Raw genomic sequence first — 19,134 nt, forward strand, 5'->3', positions numbered from 1 at the left:
TGTAAAAAAACAGCAATTGAAGCGCTGGTCAGATCTCATGTCAAATGGCTCCGCCTACTAAACTGGAGCATCACAAAAATGATAAAAATCAATAAATTGGTTCTGGCTGTTACCCTCACCCTCACTGCCACCCCCTTGCTGGCCGCCCACTGGGAGTGCGGTGAGCACGTGCGCTTCGGCCTGCCCTCCGAATCGGATCAGAAGCTCTGCCGTGAAGGGTATGCCGTCGGCTACAACTACGACTACAAGGTGGCGGACTGGGTCTCCTACCGGATGACAGCCCAGAGCGCACAGGGCACAGTGCCGCGCAAGGATGCCTTCGCCGAGGACAGGGAGATCCCGGTTGCTTATCGCGCCACCCTCTCCGACTACAAGGGCTCGGGCTACGACCGTGGCCATCAGGCCCCGGCGGGGGACATGAAATCGAACAAGAACACCATGAAAGAGAGCTTCCTGCTGAGCAACATGACACCGCAGATCGGGGTGCTCAACCAGAAGGCGTGGCGCGTGCTGGAGGACAAGGTGAACAAGTGGGCGGTCTCCCGCAAGGATGTGCAGGTGATCACCGGCCCCATCTTTACCGGCTCTGAAGAGTCCATCGGTCAGGGTGTGGCGATCCCGAGCGCCTACTACAAGATCGTGATGGACCCGGCCAGACTGCAGGCCATCGCCTTTATCATGCCGCAGGAAGAGGTGCCTATTAGCCAGATCGCCGACTACCGGGTCTCGGTGCGCGAGGTGGAGGAGCAGACCCAGCTCAACTTCTTCAGCGATATGCCCGAAGAGCAGCAAGAGACGCTGGAAGCTCGCGTCTCCCCGATGTGGAACTGACCGCGAACACTCGCCAACAGATGGATTGACACCCCATCTGTCTTGCATCGCGATAGATAGAGGGAGGGAGGGACCAGCGCCCCTCCCAGCAGGGGGAGTCACGCTCCCCCTGCCCTTTTCAGATGGCTGCTGACCCGTTGCGGCCATTTTTGCGGCCACTGGTGTGGCATCACCCGACGACCCGCCCCGACTCACAGTTTGCCACGCCGTTAGCTGCTATATTGCTCCGCTCTTTGGCACTAACAGACTGAATTGACGCACATTTGCCTTATCCCATCGGCCCACAAGCCGGCGCACCACGGCGCGATTCAGCCCGACAGAGGACCTTTTGATGAAACAGACCCTTCTTGCCCTCACCCTCGGCGGCCTGCTGGCGCTCTCGCCCCTCGCCCTGCAAGCGGCCGAGAGCTCGATGCAAATGGAGCACGACCTCAATACCCTGGTCAGCAAACGCCAGGCGGTGGACATGCTGCTCGGCGAAGCGCTGCAGATCTACAAGTCGCCAGCCAAAATCTCCCACGCCGGTTTTACCGCCAAGATGCCGAGCAATATGGAGCTGGTGACCGAGCGTCTGCTGGCCGCCTACCAGCTGGAACCCTACCGCACCGACCTGCTCATCTCGGCGGCCAACGCCCAGATCTACAACGGCAACCTGAGCCGCGCCATCACCTTGCTGGAGCAGGCGCAGGCCGTCGCCCCCGATGATCTCGACATCAACAGCTATCTCGCCATCTGGCTGTTGGTGAAGGGTAACAAGGAGGCCTCCCGCAGCTATCTGGCGAAAGTGGCGGATCGCAACAGTGGCCGCGCCGCCGATCTGGAGGAGATCATCGCCCGGGTGCAGCGGATCACCGCCGCCCCGCTGCAGACCGAACTGACCGAGGATCAGGTCAAGGCCAGCAAGGAGGGCAAGCGCGCCATCGTCACCCTGGGCTACGCCCTCAATCCCGACGGCAGCATGGACAAAATCCTGCTGGGCCGCCTGCAAACCACCCTTGGGCTGGCCAAAGCCGACCCGGAGGCGCTGATCATACTGACCGGCGGCGTGCCCCAGAACCGCCATACCGAGGGCAAGCTGATGGCCGACTGGCTGGCCAACCACGGCATCGACCGCAGCCGCCTGATTGAAGAGAACTACGCCACCAGCACGGTGGATAACGCCCTCTACAGCGCCTATGCCCTCGCCCGCCACCAGATTGACTATGCGGTGCTGGTGAGCTCAGCCAGCCATGTGCGCCGCGGTCAGACGGTGCTGGAAATCGCCTGCGACCAGATTGGCCCAGCCAACATCAAGGTGGCGAGCGTCAGCTACCCTGACAAGCCCCTCGAGGAGCTGGCCACCCCGAGCGAGAGCGAGCTGCTCGGCATCTACCGCGACGCCCTGCGCACCTACGGCATGTGGAGCTACCGCTCCGCCCCGCTGATCGAGCGTTGATCGGCCATCAACACGAAAAAGAGAGGGAGGCGTGATGCCTCCCTCTCTTTTATTGACCGATGATTGGCCAAGCCGCGCCCGTTAGCTGACGATAAAGCCCTGCGAGGGGCTCGCTTTGGGATCATCGCCGAAGCGGTTTGGCCCCTGCTGGCCGTTGCAGACCATAAAGTAGATAAGCACCAGGGTGCCGATAATGGGGATAAGCCCGAGCAGCAGCCACCAAGCGCTGCGGTCGGTATCGTGCAGACGACGGGCCGCCACCGCCAGCGATGGAAGCAGCACAGCCAGCGAATAGATGGAGCTGATCAGCTCATTGTCGCCGCCGATCAGCTTGTCCACCATGCCGAGCAGCAACATGACGATGACGTTGCACAGCACGAACATCCAGTATTCGGTGCGACGGGCCCGCCCGCTAAATACCGCATATTGCTTGAGGACCGAGATATACCAGTTCATTGCGCCTCCAGACTGTTTTCAAAAACAAGTAGTTGCAGATCCGAACCGAGCTTAGCGCGATCAGTGTCCGGCGTCGATCACCAGCAGCTCCAGATCCTGGCGACTGACCCGCTTGCTGTCCACCTTCACATAGAGCGAACGTTCCTTCCGTGCCAGCAGTACATCGTTCACCCCGTCGCAGGCTCGGAGTTTCTGCTCCAGTGCAGGGCTCGCCTCCACCCCTTCCGGTAACAGGATGCGCAGACTGCTCACATAGGGGGGCTCCTGCATGGTAAGGCTGACCCCGAGCCAGACAAGGGCCAGCGCAGAGCAGCCGCCAAACACCAGGGCGCCACCACCCAGACTGTAGAGCAGGCCCCCCAGGCTGCCACCGATAGCCACTCCGATAAACTGGCTGGTGGAGTAGATCCCCATGGCCGTACCCTTGTAACCCGGTGGCGACTCCTTGCTGATCAGGGATGGCAGCAACGCCTCCATCACGTTGAAGCCGATGAAGAAGAGCTGCAGGCCGGCGAGCAGGCCCCACAGCTGCAGGCCAGCCTGCCACAGCACCACTTCGGCGCTGAGCATCACCAGCACGCAGATCTGGAACACCAACTTCATCTTTCTGCGCGTCTCGGCATAGATGATGAAGGGTACAACGCTGACGAAGGCAATCAGCATGGTGACCAGATAAGCCTGCCACTGGCTGTCCCGAGGCAGACCCGCTTGCTCCAGCAGCGGCGGCAACGCCACGAAGCTCGACATCAACAGGGTATGCACGCACAAAATGCCGAGATTGAGTTTGAGCAGGCGCGGATTGGTCAGCACAGTGCGCATCCCGCCCCTGACCATGCCGGACTCGCGATTGAGCAGATGAGTTGTCGGTGTCGGCACCAGCCAGAGGGTGACGGCAATGCCCCCCAGCGCCAGCAGGGCGATGAGCCAGAACAGGCCGGAGAGTCCCAGCGCATGAGTGATGAGGGGGCCGGTCACCATGGCGATGGCGAAGGTGATGCCAAAGCTCACCCCGATGAAGGCCATCGCCTTGGTGCGGTTCTGCTCGCGGGTGAGATCCGACAAGAGCGCCATCACGGCGGCCGAGATGGCGCCGCTGCCCTGCAGGGCGCGGCCGGCGATGACGCCCCAGATGGAGTGGGTCAGCGCCGCGATCACGCTGCCGAGGGCAAACATCAGCAGGCCGCCGACGATGAGGGGCTTGCGGCCCACCTTGTCGGAGAGCAGACCGAACGGGATCTGGAACAGCGCCTGGGTCATGCCGTAGATGCCGATGGCCAGGCCGATGAGCGCCTCGGAGGCCCCCGCCAGCGACATGCCGTAGGTGGTCAGCACCGGCAGCACCATAAACATGCCGAGCATGCGCAACGAGAAGACGGAGCCGAGCGCCCAGGTGGCACGGCGCTCGCCCCTCGTCATGGTGAAATCATTCATGATGGCCTCGATAGGTCAGGGAAAAGGAAGACTCAAGGGGTGGCCGACACGCGCCATGCCACACCCGACAGAGGGGAAAAGTACCCGATGGGCGGCCCCATAATAACAGAGCCGGGGAGGTTCCCGGCTCTGGATCTCATGCAATCGGAAGCAACGCACACTATCGGAGCAACATGCTCACCAGCGCCACAGGCTCGGCCTCTGGCTGGAAGTCTACCGACATCATGACACTCAGACAGGTAATGGTGACGATGGAAAACATAAACAGCTTGCGCGCCCAGAGAGCATCATCAACCAGCTGTTTGTAACCCGACAGCGCCATCCCCAGCCACCAGACACTCACCGCAGTGGCCACCACCAGATACTTGTAGCCGGCGTAACCGCCGAGGAACAGCATCAGGGTCGGCACCATAAAGGCCAGGATGTAGAGGGTAATGTGGTGCTTGGCCACCGAAATTCCCTTCACCACCGGCAACACCGGAATGTTGGCCGCCTGATAATCCTTGAAGCGGAAAATGGCGATCGCATAGGAGTGCGGCATCTGCCACAGGCTGAAGATCGCCAGCAGGATCAAGGCCCCCGAGTCGAACTGACCGCTCACCGCACAGTAGCCGATGACCGGCGGCGCGGCGCCGGAGAGGCTGCCCACCAGGGTGCCGTAGACCGAGTGACGCTTCATGTAGAGGCTGTAGACCCCCACATAGACAATGAAGCCCAGCACCGCCAGCAGAGCGGCCAACGGATTGGCCGCCCAATAGAGCAGTGCAATGCCCGCCATGCCAAGCGCGGTGGCGTACCAGAGCGATACGCCGGGGGCGATCAGCCCCTTCACCAGAGCACGGTTCTTGGTGCGCTCCATGATGCAGTCGATGTCCCGGTCGATGTAGTTGTTGAACACGCAACCGGAGGCCACCACCAGCGAAACACCCACCATGGTCAGAATGAACAGGGGCAGGTCCAGGCTTCCTTTTGAAGCCAGCAGAAATCCCCCGATCACCGAGATGAGGTTGCCGAAGATGATGCCCGGCTTGGTCACTTGCAGGTATTGCTTCATCATTGCCAGCCTGCTCAGTGGACCATCATGTTGATGTTGAGGTTGTACATGATCCACAGGGAACCCACGACCACGATGGCAATGATGAGCACGGTAAAGACCAGTGCCACCAGGTTCCAGCGCTCCTCGGACGAGGTGTTCATGTGCAGGAAGTAGACCAGATGGACAAAGATCTGCACCACCGCCATGCCAACCACGGTGGCCAGCACGGTGGTGTGGGAGGCGGAGCCGTCTATCACCATCCAGAACGGTACGGCAGTCAGGATCAGTGACAGCACGAAGCCGATCAGGTAGCTCTTGGCGCTGCCGTGGCTGGCGCCGTGATTATCAACGGAATGACTCATTTACATTGCCCCCATCAGATAGACCACGGTAAAGACGCAGATCCACACCACGTCGAGGAAGTGCCAGAACAGGCTCAGGCACATCAGGCGGGAGCGGTTGCGATCGGTCAGCCCCTTCTTGGCCACCAGCACCATCATCACGATGATCCAGATAAGGCCGCTGGTGACGTGGATACCGTGGGTACCGACCAGGGTGAAGAAGGCGGAGAGGAAGGCGCTGCGATCCGGGCCGTAACCTTCTGCGATCAGGTGATGGAACTCGTAGATCTCCATCGCGATAAAACCGGCACCCAGCACAAAGGTCACCAGCAACCAGCCATTGACGGTAGACACCCGGTTCTTGTTCATCGCCAACATGGCAAAACCGAAGGTGATGGAGCTCAACAGCAGCAGCATGGTTTCGGCAAATACGAACGGCAGTTCGAAGATATCCTTGCCGCTCGGACCGCCGGCAGTGCCGTTGACCAGGACCGCATAGGTTGCAAACAGACATGCAAACAGGATGCAGTCACTCATCAGGTAGATCCAGAAACCAAACACCTTGTTGGCACCGGCATCATGGTGCCCATGATCATGGGCACTCTCGTGAGTGTGATGTAGAACGTCGGTCGCCATAGCGTCACGCCCCCTTGTTAATGTTGGCAAAATGCTGACCTTCGGGTGCCCATACCCTCCGGGCACCGTAAACGTGGATGTGATATGAAACGCCAGTGGTCATAGCACTAAGCCCCCTTGTTGATGTTGGCAAAATGCTGATCTTCGATGCGCGTGATCTCGTCAACCTGGACGTAGTAGTCCACGCCATCGTTGAAGCTATGGATGATCCAGCTGCCAATCATGGCGACAAAGGCAAGGATCGCCATCCACCAGATATGCCAGATCATGGCAAAGCCAAAGATGGCGCTGAAGCCCGCGATGATCACCCCAGCCCCGGTGTTCTTGGGCATGTGGATCGGCGCATACTGCTTGGGCTGCTGATAGGCTGAACCGTTTTGCTTGGCATCCCAGAAGGCATCCAGACCGGTGATCTTCGGCTCGATGGCGAAGTTGTAGAAGGGCGGCGGTGAAGAAGTCGCCCACTCCAGCGTCCGGCCACCCCAGGGGTCACCACTCACATCACGGTTCTGCTCGCGGTCACGGATGCTGACCACCAGCTGGATCACCTGGCACAAGACACCAAGGGCAATCAGGCCGGCACCACATGCTGCTACCACCAGCCAGGGGTGGAAGGCCGGATCCAGCTGTTGGCTGATGCGGCGGGTCATCCCCATGAAGCCCAGTACGTAAAGCGGCATGAAGGCAACAAAGAAGCCGATAATCCAGCACCAGAAAGCACGCTTGCCCCAGGTTTCGTTCAGGGTGAAGCCGAACGCCTTGGGGAACCAGTAGGTGATACCGGCAAAGCAGCCAAATACCACGGCACCAATGATGACGTTATGGAAGTGAGCGATGAGGAACAGGCTGTTGTGCAACACGAAGTTGGCCGCCGGCACCGAGAGCAGTACCCCTGTCATGCCACCTATGGTGAAGGTGATGATGAAACCGACGGTCCACAGCATGGGTGAGGTGAACTCGATGCGACCACGGTACATGGTGAACAACCAGTTGAAGATCTTCACCCCGGTCGGGATGGAGATGATCATGGTGGTAATGCCGAAGAAGGCATTCACGTTTGCGCCCGAGCCCATGGTGAAGAAGTGGTGCAACCAGACAATGAAGGAGAGCACGGTAATGGCAATGGTCGCCCATACCAGCGAGGTGTAGCCGAACAACCGCTTCTTGCTGAAGGTGGCCACTACTTCGGAGAAGATCCCGAATACCGGCAACACCAGGATATAAACCTCGGGGTGGCCCCAGGCCCAGATCAGGTTGATGTACATCATCATGTTGCCACCCATGTCATTGGTAAAGAAATGGGTACCCAGATAGCGGTCTGCGGTGAGCAGGGCGATGGTAACGGTCAGGATCGGGAAGGAGGCGATGATCAGCACGTTGGAGCACAAAGCCGTCCAGGTGAACACCGGCAGACGCATCATGGTCATGCCAGGAGCGCGCATCTTGATGATGGTGGCGAAGAAGTTGACGCCAGTCAGCAAGGTGCCCAGACCCGATATCTGCAGACTCCAGATCCAGTAATCAACCCCGACCCCCGGGCTGTACTCCAGCCCAGAGAGGGGCGGATAGGCCAGCCAGCCGGTCTGGGCGAATTCACCGACCCCGAGGGAGATGTTGATCAACACCACGGCAGCGGCGGTGAACCAGAAGCTGATGTTGTTGAGGAAGGGAAAAGCCACATCACGGGCACCGATCTGGAGCGGCACGACGATATTCATCAGACCGATCACCAGTGGCATCGCCACGAAGAAGATCATGATGACCCCGTGGGCGGTGAAGATCTGGTCGTAGTGGTGGGGCGGTAAAATGCCGTCACCACCAGCCGAAGCCATCACCTGCTGGGTACGCATCATCACCGCATCGGCGAAGCCGCGCAGCATCATGACCATACCCAGGATCAGATACATGACCCCAAGACGCTTGTGGTCGACCGAGGTAAGCCACTCTTTCCACAGATATTGCCACTTGCCGAAATAGGTGATCAGGCCGGCAACGGCCAGCCCCCCCAAAATGATACCGGCTACCGTCACCATGATGATGGGTTCATGGAACGGAATGGCATCGAGTGTTAATTTTCCAAACATCGGTTATTCCTCGGATCCTGCTTGCACAGCCTTGTTATCCAACGGCGCGTTCATATGTCCGGCATGCTCCTTCTGCCCGTCATGCGCCATAGCGGCATGGTCCATCTGCATATGTGCCATGTCATCGTGATTCATGGCGGCGCCATGCTCTGAGGGGGCTTTATGGGTCATCCCCTTGTGCTCGCCATGCCCCATGTCACCCATAAACTTGTTGATCAGCTTGACGAAAAGGGCCGGATCGGCACTTGAGAAATACTCTACTGGGTGGTTTTCGCTCTTCTTGGCCAGCGCATTGAACTCATCCATGGTGGTCAGCATCTTGGGAGAGGCCTTGACTTTGGCAACCCAGGTATCAAAACCGGCCTGATCCTGCGTAGCAATCGCCTTGAACTTCATGCCCGAGAAACCGGCTCCGCTATAACTGCTGGAGATACCGTCATACGCGCCTGCTTCATTGGCAATGAGATGCAACTTGGTCTGCATACCTGCCATGGCATAAATTTGCCCGCCCAGCTTGGGAATGAAGAAGGAGTTCATGACAGTGTCTGAAGTCACCCGGAAATTGACGGGGGTATTGACCGGGAATGCTAATTCATTGACCGAGGCAATCCCTAATTCTGGGTAGACAAACAGCCATTTCCAGTCGAGGGAAATAACATCAATCTGGATCGGCTTCACCGTGGACTCCAGCGGCTTGTAGGGATCCAGTTCGTGGGAAGTTTTCCAGGTAATGGTTGCCAGAATGACGATGATAATAACTGGTACGGTCCAGACAACCGCCTCAATTTTATTGGAGTGAGACCAATCCGGAGTATATTTGGCATTGGTATTTGATGCCCGGTATTTACGAGCAAAGACCACCGCCATAATAATCACAGGGATCACCACAATTAACATCAGCCCCAAGGCGGTTAATATCAGTGATTTCTGTTCCAGACCAATCTGCCCTTTGGGATTCATCAAGGCCATGTCGCAGCCGGTCAGCAAGCTGGCCGATGCGATCAACAGCAAAGCACCCAAGCCCCTCTTTAATTCAAAAGGTCTCATGCAGTGTCCTTATGGTCGCAAGGCTAAAGTTGTAAAAACGGGCAACATTGTGATCAGAACCGGAACATGTAAACAACATGGAAAATTAATCTTAAGATTGTGCCAAACTTGGCCTCAGCATGTGAAAAATGTTAATTTTGCATCCGTATCACTATTAATGGCGCCTTTTCCCATAATTAATCAATGACACTCTCTTCTCAATTTATAATTGGACAGGGAGCATTATCTCGCCAACTAACCTTACATAGCATATGGGTATATATGACGAAAAATTAATCCTCCAGCATGAATAATAAACACCTGTCGACTTTGATGATCTGCGACAATTTGAACTCATCATCATTTACGTAATTAAACGCGACGAACAGAACACAGCACGATATTTTTTAGCTGGATTGTTTTTTAACAATTCGAACCCAAACAGATATGTCACTCCATACTCGTTTGATCAATCTGTTTAATAAGTTATTATCAACCCATATAGACGCCATAAAAATATGGCGGTAGGTTGCGTCCTCTTGCTGCTGGCCAGCTACCCCACTCTGTACTTTTCCATTTTTCATACAGCAGGTATTGCCATGAGTATTACACGCAGAGATTTTCTCAACGGCGTTGCCATCACCATTGCGGCAGGCGTCGCCCCCATCAATCTGCTCAAGGCTGCCGAAGGCGGCAGCACGCTGGCGGATAAAACCCTAGCCTACCCGCCCGCCCTCACCGGGCTGCGCGGCAACCACCCGGGCTCCTTCGAACCGGCCCACAGCATCGCCCGTGACGGCAAGCAGTATGACTTCGCCAATATTCCCCTTGAGGGGGAGTACGATCTGGTGATCGTCGGCGCCGGGATCAGCGGTCTGGCCGCCGCCTGCTTCTATCAGCAACTGCTCGGCGCGGATAAGAAGATCCTGCTACTCGACAACCACGATGACTTCGGCGGCCACGCCAAGCGCAACGAGTTCACCACCCCCGATGGCCTGCGTCTGGGTTACGGCGGCAGTGAATCCCTGCAATCACCGCGTTCGGTCTACAGCCCGGTTGCGCTCGGTCTGCTCAAGGCGCTGGAGGTCAACATCGACGAGCTGGCCGCCGGTTTCCAGCAGACCTTCTATCCGGATCTGGGGCTGAGCCGCGGCGTCTATTTCGACGAGAAGCACTTTGGCATCAACAAGATAGTGAACGGGGATCCGGGCCACAACGTGGCGGACGATATCCCGCGCGATCGCCTGAACGGTCGTCCGCTGGCAGAATTTATCGGTGACTTCCCCCTCGATGATGCTGACAAGGCCGCCCTGTTGGCCCTGCACGAAGCGAAGATCGACTACCTGAGCGGCATGACCCGCGAGCAGCAGGACGAGTGGGTGACCCGCAACAGCTACACCACCTTCCTGCGCGATAAAGTGGGCCTCAGCGAGCGGGCGATCACTTACTTCCAGCAGCGCACCAACGACTTCCAGGCGGTCGGCATCGACGCCACCGCCTGCGCCGATGCGCGCCTCTGCGCCTTGCCGGGGTTCGACGGCCTCAATCTGACGCCGCTGGATGCCGAGGAGCAGGCGGAGCTGGACGATCCCTACATCTTCCACTTCCCCGATGGCAACGCCGGTCTCACCCGCCTGATGGTGCGCAAGCTCATTCCGCAAGTGGCGCCGGGTCACACCATGCAGGATGTGGTGCTGGCCAAGTTTGACTACAGCAAACTCGACCTGCCTGAGCACAAGGTGCAACTGCGCCTTGGCAGCACGGCATTGCAGGCCAAAAACGTGCGCCTCGCCGACGGCAAGCTGGCGGTGGATGTCACCTACATCAAGGAGGGGAAACTGCATCGGGTGCGGACCAAGCAGTCGATCATGGCGGGCTACAACATGATGATCCCCTACATGGTGCCCGAGATGCCGGAGCCCCAGAAGGAGGCGCTGCGCCAGAATGCCAAGGCGCCGCTGGTCTACACCAAGGTGGTGATCAAGAACTGGCAAGCCTTCGTCAAGCTGGGGGTGCACGAGGTCTACTCCCCCGCAGCCCCCTACAGCCGGGTCAAGCTCGACTATCCAGTCAGCATGGGTGGCTACGAGCATCCCAAGAGCCCGGATCAGCCGATGTGCCTGCACATGGTCTATGTGCCGACCCTGCCGGGCAGCGGTCTGTCGGCCCGCGAACAGTCCCGCAAGGGGCGCGCCATGATCCTCGGCATGCCGTTCGAACAGCATGAGCAGATGATCCGCGAACAGCTGCAAGGGATGCTCGGCAGCGCCGGTTTTAACCATGAGCAGGATATCCTCGCCATCACGGTCAACCGCTGGTCTCACGGCTACTCCTATGTCACCAACACCCTGTTTGATGACGAAACACAGTGCGAAAAATGGATTGAACTGGGTCGCCAGCCGATCGGCAACATCACCATCGCCAACTCGGATGCAGGCTGGAGCCCCTACGCCCACGCCGCCATCGACGAAGCGTGGCGCGCCGTCAACGAGCTGGTTGCCATGAGCAAGGGAGGTGCCCAATGAGCCGCGCCCTGTCACTGACCGCCAGCGCCCTGCTGCTGGCCCTGCCTGCCCTTGCCGCCCACGCCATGTCGGCGGGGGAATACGTGGCCAAGCTCGGCGATTGCGCCGCCTGTCACACCAGCGAAACCAGCAAGCCGCTGGCGGGCGGCAAAGGGTTCCCGACCCCCATCGGCACCGTATTTGCCACCAACATCACCCCCGACAAGACCCACGGTATCGGCAACTACAGCCTGCCGGAGTTCATCAAGGTGATGCGCGAAGGGGTGGCCCGCGATGGCCATCGCCTCTATCCGGCCATGCCCTACACCGCCTACGCCAAGATGAGCGATAAGGATCTCGAAGATCTCTATCACTACCTGATGAAGGAGGTACAGCCGCTGGCCATCGCCAACAAGGAGAGCGACATCCCCTGGCCCCTCAACATGCGCTGGCCGCTGATGGGCTGGAACTGGATCTACCACGATGACAGCCGCTTCACCCCGGTCGCAGGCAAGAGCGAGGAGTGGAACCGCGGCGCCTATCTGGTGCAGGGTGCCGGCCACTGCGGCAGCTGCCACACTCCGCGCGGGCTTGGCATGCAGGAGAAAGCGCTGACCGAGGCGGACCCTGTCTACCTGAGCGGGGCGGCGCTGGATGGCTGGTATGCCCCCGACATTCGCGGCAGCCGTTACAGCAAGCAGGCGCTGATCGATCTGCTGAAAACCGGCCGCAGCCAGCATGAAGCGGTCGCGGGCCCCATGGGGGAAGTGATCACTCACAGCAGCCAGTATTTCAGCGACGCCGATCTGGCCAGCATCGCCACCTATCTGACCGATCTGAAAGATGAACCGGTGGCGGAGAAAGGGGCCCGCGCCTACGCCAGTGCCAGCGGCAAGGCGGACTACGCCATGTACTGCTCCACCTGTCACGGGGTCAACGGCCAGGGCAATGACCACGTCATCCCCTCGCTGGTGAACAACCGCACCGTGCTGGCGAGCGATCCGTCGAGCCTGATCAATGTGTTGCTGCACGGCGCCGAAACACCGGTCACCCACGGCCATCTGGGTTACCACATGCCGGGCTATGGCTGGACCATGGATGATGAGCGGCTCGCCGAGCTGGTCAACACCCTGCGCGCCTCCTGGGGCAATGAAGGCACCGCCGTCAAGGCGGCTGCGGTCAAGGCCCAGCGCGAGCTGCACGGTAAAGAGTAAGGGCTGTCAGCCCTCTCTTGGCCAAGTGCCATAAAAAACGGGCCTCCACTGGAGGCCCGTTTGCTATTGATGAACCAGGTTCCGGTGCTTATCCCTTGCGGGATTTTGGCCCCGGCAGCGGCGCCGTTGGCTGGCGGTAATCGCCATAAGGGAAGATATTGCGAAAACGCTGGGCCACCGGCTCGGGGATGGAGCGGGAGAAGATCAGCTTTACACCATCGCCATCACGCTGCCCCACAATGCGACCGCGCACCGTGTCGTGGCGCAGGATCTGCTTGGCATGCTCAATAAAGGCGGGTGACACCTTGCCCTGCTTGACCACTACCTTGCCGGGGGCAAGACGGATCTCGAACAGGGCGCCACGCCCCAGCTTCATCAACCACCAGATCAGGGCTATCGCCACTATCAAGGAAATCCAGGCCATCTTCATCCCTCCCAAGCTCTTGATATAAGGCAGTATAAGCGGCCGAGCGTTCCGATTGTTTGGCGCCGATCACAGCCCCCGCGTCAACGCAATAGCGCCTCTTTGCTCAGCAATCCTTGCCCCAGCCCACCAGCGTCTCGCGATAGAGCGCCAGCAAGGCTTCATCGCGCACCGCCACCCCGACCTGCTGCGGACGATAGGCTGCCCAATCATCGTGGGAGTGGCGTTTGCCATCGAACTTTTGCAGGGTGTGGCCGATGGCCGGGCCGCTGGTAATCACCCGCACCGGCCCCTCGCGCAGGGTAAAGAGGGTCGGGTCAATGACATAGGCGATGGCGGACGGATCGTGAACGTGGCAACCAGAGAGCCCCAGCTTCTCGGAGTAGAAGCGCAGGTAGAAGCGGCTGACATCCCACAGGAAGCGGCCCGGCTCCCCCGCCTTGTCCCTGAGCTCATCCAGATAGGCGCTGCTGAAGAAGCTCTGCTGAGTCACGTCCAGCCCGATGATCACTACCGGCCAATCGGCGGTAAAGACCCGGTCGGCGGCATCGGGATCGTCGTGGATATTGGCTTCGGCATAGGGGGTGACGTTGCCGCGATGGCCGTTGACGCCAAAGGCTCCTCCCATCACTACCACCTGTTTCACCAGCGAGACAATCTCGGGCGCCTGTTGCAGCGCCAGCGCCAGATTGGTCAGCGGGCCGATAGTGACCAGGGTGATCTCCCCCGGTGCGGCTTTGACCGCCTCGACAATATATTGCCAGGCGGGGCGGGGATCCGGAGCGATAGTCACCTCCCCCGCCTCCATGTCGCCAAAGCCGCTCGGGCCGTGGACTATGGTAGTAGGGCCGACCGGCTCGCGCAGCAGCGGGGCAGCCGCGCCTTTGGCCACATCCGCCTTCATGCCGTACTTCTGCTTGAGCCAGAGGGCGTTGCGGGTACCATTGTCGATGGTGGCGTTACCAAAAACTGTGGTGATGGCGAGCAGCTCGATGGCGGGGTGGGCCTCGGCAAACAGGATGGCCATGGCATCGTCGATACCCGGGTCGGTATCCAGAATGATTTTATGGGTCATGAGAAATTCCTACGGTGACAAACCCTGCGACAAAAGGGAGAGTCTACCCGGCTGACGGTCTCGTATCCCGGCATGGGATCACAGACCGGGCCTTTGCTCCCGGCAGCGGGGGCGCTGCTGGCGACAATCTGCATAAAAAAAGCGCGGCCCTGTTGTCAGCGCCGCGCCCTTTATCGTTGTTCGTTATCTGCTATCTGGCAGTGATCTGCCTGACCGGATCCTCAGTGTTTGCGGTGCCAACGCGGTGAGGTCGCCTTCTCCCCCCAGGGGGTGACGCAGGGGAGCAGTGCCCCTTCAATCACCATCTCGCTGCCCGCCAGCGCCTCGGCGATCTTCTGGTGCAGCACCCGCAGTACCTTGCCCTCGTGCTCGGCCAGAGAGTGGCCCGCGGCAAAGAACTCCGGCTGATATTGCAGTGCCAGCTTCTGGGCGAATTCGTAGGTGTTGAAGCAATCCGGCATCCGCTCAACCACATCTTCAAGCCGGGCCAACAAGCTGTTCAGTTCCCTGGTCATAGTGCTCTCTCCGTGTAGGTTAATAGCCAAAAACTACCCCTTATTAGATAAGCCACCAACGAGCAAACCACAAAAGTGTGGGGAGACACACAGTTCTCTCTTGCGTCTGGCTTGTGGTGAACGGCAGACAGCTTGCCAGCTTTACATTCCGGTAACAAACAGCTAGATTTAGACCGACTAATCAGTCGGTCATTTTTCATACGGAGAACAACATGGGTGCGGCGCAGCTTCAACACACTCCTGAGGATATCCTCGCCATCAAGATGTCCCTGCCGGATCAGCTGGCGCGGCTCAAGCGGGCGAGTCTGGCTCACCCCATGCCAACCCTGGCCGAGCGCCGGGCGCAGCTGACCAAACTCAAGCAGGCGTTGCTCGCCCACAAGGGGCAGCTGTGCAAGGCGCTGGCAGCAGATTATGGCCAGCGCAGCCACTACGACAGCCTGATCGCCGATGTGCTGCCCTGCATCATGCAGATCAACTACACCCAGAAGCGGCTCAAGCGCTGGATGCAGCCCCACCGCCGTCACACCGGCCTGCTGCTGGCCCCCGCCAAAGTAGAGGTGCACTTCCAGCCACTCGGGGTGGTCGGCATTATCGTGCCGTGGAACTTTCCGGTGATGCTGAGCCTTGGCCCCCTCATCACCGCCATCGCGGCGGGCAACCGGGCGATGCTGAAACTCTCCGAGTTCACTCCCCATACCAATGCCGTGCTGCGCACCATGCTCACCAGCGTATTTGACGAAAGCGAGATCGCCATTATCGAAGGAGATGCCCAGATGGCGGCGGCGTTCAGCTCACTGCCGTTCGATCACCTGCTCTTTACCGGCTCCACCATGGTGGGCAAGCTGGTGATGGCCGCCGCCGCGCCCCAGCTTACCCCCCTCACCCTTGAGCTGGGTGGCAAGAGCCCCTGTCTCATCGCCCCCGACATGCCGGTCGCCACCGCGGTCGAGCGGATGATCTTCGGCAAGAGCCTCAACGCCGGGCAGATCTGCGTCGCCCCCGACTATGTGCTGCTGCCCCGTAGCGAGGTGGATAACTTTATCGCCGCCTATCGCAACCACTTTGCCAAGCTCTACCCTGCCGGGCTCGCCAGCCCCGACTACGGCGCCATCATCAACGATCGCCAGTATCAGCGGCTGGTCAGCTGGCTCGATGAGGCCAAACAGGCGGGAGCCCAGCTCCACCCCTGCTCCACTCCGGCGCGGGATGATCAGCGCCGCCTTCTGGCCCCGCATCTGCTGACCGGGGTGCCGGGCCACTGTCAGGTGATACAGCAAGAGATCTTCGGCCCGCTGCTGCCGCTTATCCCCTACGACACCCTGGAGGAGGCGCTCGCCTACATAGCCGAGCGCCCCCGCCCGCTGGCTCTCTACCTGATGAGCTTCGATCCCGAACTGCAGGCGCGGGTGACCCGGGAGACCCACTCCGGCGGCATGGCCATCAACGAGAGTCTGTTCCAGGTGGCGGCCGATGATGTGCCGTTTGGCGGCATCGGCGCCTCCGGCATGGGCCACTACCACGGGCACGAGGGCTTTCTCACCTTCTCCAAGGCGAAAACCGTGCTGACCCGCGGCAAGTTCACCACCGGCTCCCTGATCCATCCGCCCTACAACAGCTGGATCCAGAAGCTGATGATGGCTTTCTTCCTGCGTTGACGGAGCCCGCCATGACCGACAAGCGCCGCCAGATCCTGGATGCCGCCCTCGCCCTCTGCGCCGAAGATGGTCTGCAGGGAGCAGCTACCGCCCGCATTGCCAAGGCGGCCGGGGTCGCCAACGGCACCCTGTTCCACCACTTTCCGAGCAAGGAGGCACTGATCCTCCAGCTCTATCAGGATGTGAAGACCCGGATGGGCGCTGCCATCTGCGAAGCCGATCCCGAGCTGGCACTGCGCGAGCAGATCCACCACTACTGGCAGCAGGCGATGAGCTGGATGCTGGCCCACCCCAATGAGCTCAAATTTGTGCTGGGTTTCTTTCACTCTCCCCTGCTGGCCCGCCCGGCCCGCAGCCAGATCTTGAATGACACTCTGCGCTTTCTGCCCGCTCTGCTGGTAAAGGGGCAGGCCAGCGGCGAGCTGATGCAGGCCCCCGCGCCGCTGTTGCTGGAGGTGTGTCAGGGGCAGTTCCTCGCCTGCGCATCACTGTTTGTCGATCAACCCGAGCTTGGGCAGGATTCCCACTGGCAAGCCAGTGCCTTTGCCCTCTTCTGGTCAGCCATCTCAGGAGCCAACCCCTATGACAACTCCGACCGTTGAATCTCTGGCCGCACTGGGCCGCCGCCTCTGGATCACCACTCTGCTCTGGGTGGTGGGCCGTACTCTCTGCCGCGCCGCCCGCATCGACGAGGCGGTGCGCCGTGAACTGGCCCCCTTGCCGGATGGCCTGGCCATTCGCCTTGAGGTGGGGGGGCTTGATTACGCCATGAACATGCATAAAGAAGGAGGGCGCTGGTATCCCGGTGCGCCAGCAGCACCCCATGCCACCATCCATCCGCTGCGGGTGCGCTTCAAGCACCCCAATATCGCGTTTCGCGCCCTGAGCTTTCGGCTCGGGGTCAATCAGGCATTTGGCGAAAACCGGCTGCTGGTAGAGGGGGATCTGACCACCGCCATGCATCTGGTGCGGGGGCTTGAGCAGTTGCAGTCCCTGATCCTGCCTGCCTTTATCGCGCGGCCGCTGCTGCGCCACTATCCGGCCCAGCACAACAAGCTTGGCCGTGCCTGCAATATCTATCTGGGTCTGGTAACCGGCTGAGCGCAAGGAGCCTTGATATGAGCCGCTATTACGATTTTTTCTGTCCGGTCAAACTGCTGGCCGGTGAACAGGCGCTGGAGCAGCTGGCCAGCGAGCTGGCAAGCCTTGGTGCTCGCCGCCCCCTGCTGCTGACCGACAAGGGGGTCAATGCCACCGGTCTTGCCACCCTGCTGGCCAATGTGCTGGCCGAGGGGGAGCTGCCGGTCGCCGCCATCTGGGACGAGATCCCGGCCGACTCCTCCACTGCCGTGGTGGAGCGGATCGCCAAACGCTACGCCGAGCTAGATTGCGACAGTCTGGTGGCACTGGGGGGCGGCTCGGTCATCGATACCGCCAAGGCGGTCAATATCTTGGCATCCATGGGGGGTGAACACCTGCTCGACTACTCGGGCGCGGGCTGCCTGACCCGCCCCCTCAAGCCGCTGGCGGTGGTGCCCACCACGGCGGGCACAGGTTCCGAGGTAACGCTGGTGGCGGTGATCAAGGATGAGACGAGTGGGCGCAAGGTGCCCTTCACCTCCCCCTTCCTGCTGCCGCAGTTGGCGGTGCTCGACCCGCGTCTGACTCAGGGACTGCCCCTCAACATCACCGCCGCTACCGCCATGGATGCCATGACCCATGCCATCGAGGCCTTTATCGGCACCGCCAAAAACCCGGTGAGCGATGCGCTGGCCCTGATGGCGGTAGAGAAGATCGCCAATGCCCTGCCTCTCATCCTCAAGGATCCGCAAAACAAGCAGTTGCGGCTGCAGCTGGCTGAAGGTTCCACACTGGCAGGCATGGCCTTCTCCAACTCCATGGTGGGGCTGGTGCATGCCCTAGGCCACAGTCTGGGGGCTCGCTGCCATCTGCCCCACGGCCTGTGCATGAACCTATTCCTGCCTACCGTGCTCGACTACAACCGCCCCGAGGTGGATGGCGAGCTGTCCCGCCTGCTGCTGCCGCTGGTGGGAGCCGAGCGCTTTGCCGCCACCCCTGCCCACCTGCGGGCCGAGGCGACCATCACCGCCATTCGTACCCTGCGCGATACCCTGTGGCAGGCGGTCAAGCTGCCGCGCACCATGAGCGAGGCGGGGGTAAGCGATCGTTCACTACTCGGGGAGATACGGGATCTGGCCGTCAACGACGGTGCCATGCTGTTCAATCGCAAGGATGCCGACCGTGAGCAGTTGCTCACTCTGCTGGAGCGGGCCTGGGCCTGAATCACGCAGACAAAAGATACCCGGCAGAGCGCCGGGTATCTTTTGAGCAGGATCCCGATATGACGCAGAGAGGGCACATCAGGGGAGGATATTGACCCCATGCTGCCGTTATCTGTTCTATACCTTGGCTAACAGTTATTGTGCAGACAGCCATCTTCATGCCAG

Annotated in this window: 18 protein-coding genes and 1 pseudogene; 8 read left to right on the forward strand and 11 right to left on the reverse strand. The window is 60.0% G+C overall.

Features of this window, described 5'->3' with window-relative positions; genetic code table 11:
• Positions 1-78: 78 nt before the first annotated feature.
• Positions 79-831 (forward strand): DNA/RNA non-specific endonuclease, encoded by a 753-nt coding sequence (locus G5168_RS02350; RefSeq protein ID WP_005353183.1) that lies wholly within the window; start codon positions 79-81, stop codon positions 829-831.
• A 550-nt stretch (positions 832-1,381) separates the two neighbouring features.
• Positions 1,382-2,083: pseudogene (locus G5168_RS02355) on the forward strand (ElyC/SanA/YdcF family protein); the annotation flags it as partial.
• Here the strand turns inward: G5168_RS02355 and G5168_RS02360 are convergent.
• The 8 genes from G5168_RS02360 to cyoA all read right to left on the reverse strand — a co-directional run bounded on the left by G5168_RS02360 (position 2,051) and on the right by cyoA (position 9,297).
• Positions 2,051-2,302 (reverse strand): toluene-4-monooxygenase system B family protein, encoded by a 252-nt coding sequence (locus tag G5168_RS02360; RefSeq protein ID WP_227343022.1) that lies wholly within the window; start codon positions 2,300-2,302, stop codon positions 2,051-2,053. The pseudogene G5168_RS02355 and the gene G5168_RS02360 sit on opposite strands and share 33 nt — an antisense overlap.
• 45 nt (positions 2,303-2,347) lie before the next feature.
• The gene (locus tag G5168_RS02365; protein ID WP_204381032.1) at positions 2,348-2,722 is read right to left on the reverse strand and encodes a DUF805 domain-containing protein; all 375 of its coding nucleotides are present in this window, start codon (positions 2,720-2,722) and stop codon (positions 2,348-2,350) included.
• A 60-nt stretch (positions 2,723-2,782) separates the two neighbouring features.
• On the reverse strand, positions 2,783-4,153 hold the full coding sequence (locus tag G5168_RS02370; RefSeq protein WP_266135111.1) for an MFS transporter: 1,371 nt from the start codon (positions 4,151-4,153) through the stop codon (positions 2,783-2,785).
• A gap of 160 nt (positions 4,154-4,313) precedes the next feature.
• Positions 4,314-5,210, reverse strand: coding sequence for a heme o synthase (gene cyoE, locus G5168_RS02375; protein WP_216978421.1), 897 nt, complete (start codon positions 5,208-5,210; stop codon positions 4,314-4,316).
• Positions 5,211-5,221: 11 nt separating this feature from the next.
• Positions 5,222-5,551 carry a cytochrome o ubiquinol oxidase subunit IV gene (locus G5168_RS02380; RefSeq protein WP_216953247.1) on the reverse strand — a complete coding sequence of 110 codons (330 nt, stop codon included), beginning with the start codon at positions 5,549-5,551 and terminating at the stop codon, positions 5,222-5,224.
• Positions 5,552-6,166 (reverse strand): cytochrome o ubiquinol oxidase subunit III, encoded by a 615-nt coding sequence (locus G5168_RS02385; RefSeq protein WP_266135112.1) that lies wholly within the window; start codon positions 6,164-6,166, stop codon positions 5,552-5,554.
• A gap of 107 nt (positions 6,167-6,273) precedes the next feature.
• Positions 6,274-8,250, reverse strand: a complete 1,977-nt coding sequence (gene cyoB / locus G5168_RS02390; protein WP_421171827.1) for a cytochrome o ubiquinol oxidase subunit I — start codon at positions 8,248-8,250, stop codon at positions 6,274-6,276.
• 3 nt (positions 8,251-8,253) lie between these two features.
• A complete protein-coding gene (cyoA, locus tag G5168_RS02395) occupies positions 8,254-9,297 on the reverse strand; it encodes a cytochrome o ubiquinol oxidase subunit II (protein ID WP_216953244.1) in 1,044 nt (347 codons plus the stop codon).
• Between the two features lie 578 nt (positions 9,298-9,875).
• On the opposite strand from cyoA, the gene G5168_RS02400 reads away from it, so the two are divergent.
• A complete protein-coding gene (locus G5168_RS02400) occupies positions 9,876-11,801 on the forward strand; it encodes an NAD(P)-binding protein (protein WP_216953243.1) in 1,926 nt (641 codons plus the stop codon).
• Positions 11,798-12,994, forward strand: coding sequence for a c-type cytochrome (locus G5168_RS02405; protein ID WP_216953242.1), 1,197 nt, complete (start codon positions 11,798-11,800; stop codon positions 12,992-12,994). The genes G5168_RS02400 and G5168_RS02405 overlap by 4 nt, the downstream gene beginning before the upstream one ends.
• An 88-nt stretch (positions 12,995-13,082) precedes the next feature.
• Here the strand turns inward: G5168_RS02405 and G5168_RS02410 are convergent, their stop codons facing one another.
• From G5168_RS02410 to G5168_RS02420, 3 genes are all read right to left on the reverse strand, one after another.
• Complete coding sequence (locus G5168_RS02410; RefSeq protein ID WP_005353195.1) at positions 13,083-13,418, reverse strand: DUF3634 family protein; 336 nt, start codon at positions 13,416-13,418, stop codon at positions 13,083-13,085.
• 106 nt (positions 13,419-13,524) lie between these two features.
• On the reverse strand, positions 13,525-14,493 hold the full coding sequence (locus tag G5168_RS02415; protein ID WP_005337734.1) for a nucleoside hydrolase: 969 nt from the start codon (positions 14,491-14,493) through the stop codon (positions 13,525-13,527).
• A 221-nt stretch (positions 14,494-14,714) separates the two neighbouring features.
• The gene (locus G5168_RS02420; RefSeq protein ID WP_005353197.1) at positions 14,715-15,008 is read right to left on the reverse strand and encodes a hypothetical protein; all 294 of its coding nucleotides are present in this window, start codon (positions 15,006-15,008) and stop codon (positions 14,715-14,717) included.
• 212 nt (positions 15,009-15,220) lie between these two features.
• Between G5168_RS02420 and G5168_RS02425 the strand changes: the two genes are divergently transcribed.
• The 4 genes from G5168_RS02425 to G5168_RS02440 are packed head-to-tail and all read left to right on the forward strand — an operon-like array spanning position 15,221 to position 18,969.
• Positions 15,221-16,666 (forward strand): coniferyl aldehyde dehydrogenase, encoded by a 1,446-nt coding sequence (locus G5168_RS02425; protein WP_421171824.1) that lies wholly within the window; start codon positions 15,221-15,223, stop codon positions 16,664-16,666.
• Between the two features lie 11 nt (positions 16,667-16,677).
• On the forward strand, positions 16,678-17,268 hold the full coding sequence (locus G5168_RS02430; RefSeq protein ID WP_421171822.1) for a TetR/AcrR family transcriptional regulator: 591 nt from the start codon (positions 16,678-16,680) through the stop codon (positions 17,266-17,268).
• Complete coding sequence (locus G5168_RS02435) at positions 17,249-17,767, forward strand: hypothetical protein (protein ID WP_421171820.1); 519 nt, start codon at positions 17,249-17,251, stop codon at positions 17,765-17,767. The genes G5168_RS02430 and G5168_RS02435 overlap by 20 nt, the downstream gene beginning before the upstream one ends.
• 17 nt (positions 17,768-17,784) lie before the next feature.
• Positions 17,785-18,969 carry an iron-containing alcohol dehydrogenase gene (locus G5168_RS02440; RefSeq protein ID WP_421171818.1) on the forward strand — a complete coding sequence of 395 codons (1,185 nt, stop codon included), beginning with the start codon at positions 17,785-17,787 and terminating at the stop codon, positions 18,967-18,969.
• Positions 18,970-19,134: the final 165 nt, after the last annotated feature.

The organism is Aeromonas sp. 600724, from assembly GCF_049175135.1.
Lineage (GTDB): Bacteria > Pseudomonadota > Gammaproteobacteria > Enterobacterales > Aeromonadaceae > Aeromonas > Aeromonas veronii_A.

What these genes read in the sequence shown, in the direction of transcription:
- G5168_RS02435 (WP_421171820.1), top strand. Translation starts at nt 17,249, where the DNA reads ATGACAACTCCGACCGTTGAATCTCTGGCCGCACTGGGCCGCCGCCTC.
- cyoE (WP_216978421.1), bottom strand. Translation starts at nt 5,210, where the DNA reads ATGATGAAGCAATACCTGCAAGTGACCAAGCCGGGCATCATCTTCGGC.
- G5168_RS02365 (WP_204381032.1), bottom strand. Translation starts at nt 2,722, where the DNA reads ATGAACTGGTATATCTCGGTCCTCAAGCAATATGCGGTATTTAGCGGG.
- cyoB (WP_421171827.1), bottom strand. Translation starts at nt 8,250, where the DNA reads ATGTTTGGAAAATTAACACTCGATGCCATTCCGTTCCATGAACCCATC.
- G5168_RS02425 (WP_421171824.1), top strand. Translation starts at nt 15,221, where the DNA reads ATGGGTGCGGCGCAGCTTCAACACACTCCTGAGGATATCCTCGCCATC.
- G5168_RS02380 (WP_216953247.1), bottom strand. Translation starts at nt 5,551, where the DNA reads ATGAGTCATTCCGTTGATAATCACGGCGCCAGCCACGGCAGCGCCAAG.
- G5168_RS02415 (WP_005337734.1), bottom strand. Translation starts at nt 14,493, where the DNA reads ATGACCCATAAAATCATTCTGGATACCGACCCGGGTATCGACGATGCC.
- G5168_RS02385 (WP_266135112.1), bottom strand. Translation starts at nt 6,166, where the DNA reads ATGGCGACCGACGTTCTACATCACACTCACGAGAGTGCCCATGATCAT.
- G5168_RS02410 (WP_005353195.1), bottom strand. Translation starts at nt 13,418, where the DNA reads ATGGCCTGGATTTCCTTGATAGTGGCGATAGCCCTGATCTGGTGGTTG.
- G5168_RS02350 (WP_005353183.1), top strand. Translation starts at nt 79, where the DNA reads ATGATAAAAATCAATAAATTGGTTCTGGCTGTTACCCTCACCCTCACT.
- cyoA (WP_216953244.1), bottom strand. Translation starts at nt 9,297, where the DNA reads ATGAGACCTTTTGAATTAAAGAGGGGCTTGGGTGCTTTGCTGTTGATC.
- G5168_RS02440 (WP_421171818.1), top strand. Translation starts at nt 17,785, where the DNA reads ATGAGCCGCTATTACGATTTTTTCTGTCCGGTCAAACTGCTGGCCGGT.
- G5168_RS02405 (WP_216953242.1), top strand. Translation starts at nt 11,798, where the DNA reads ATGAGCCGCGCCCTGTCACTGACCGCCAGCGCCCTGCTGCTGGCCCTG.
- G5168_RS02370 (WP_266135111.1), bottom strand. Translation starts at nt 4,153, where the DNA reads ATGAATGATTTCACCATGACGAGGGGCGAGCGCCGTGCCACCTGGGCG.
- G5168_RS02430 (WP_421171822.1), top strand. Translation starts at nt 16,678, where the DNA reads ATGACCGACAAGCGCCGCCAGATCCTGGATGCCGCCCTCGCCCTCTGC.
- G5168_RS02400 (WP_216953243.1), top strand. Translation starts at nt 9,876, where the DNA reads ATGAGTATTACACGCAGAGATTTTCTCAACGGCGTTGCCATCACCATT.
- G5168_RS02420 (WP_005353197.1), bottom strand. Translation starts at nt 15,008, where the DNA reads ATGACCAGGGAACTGAACAGCTTGTTGGCCCGGCTTGAAGATGTGGTT.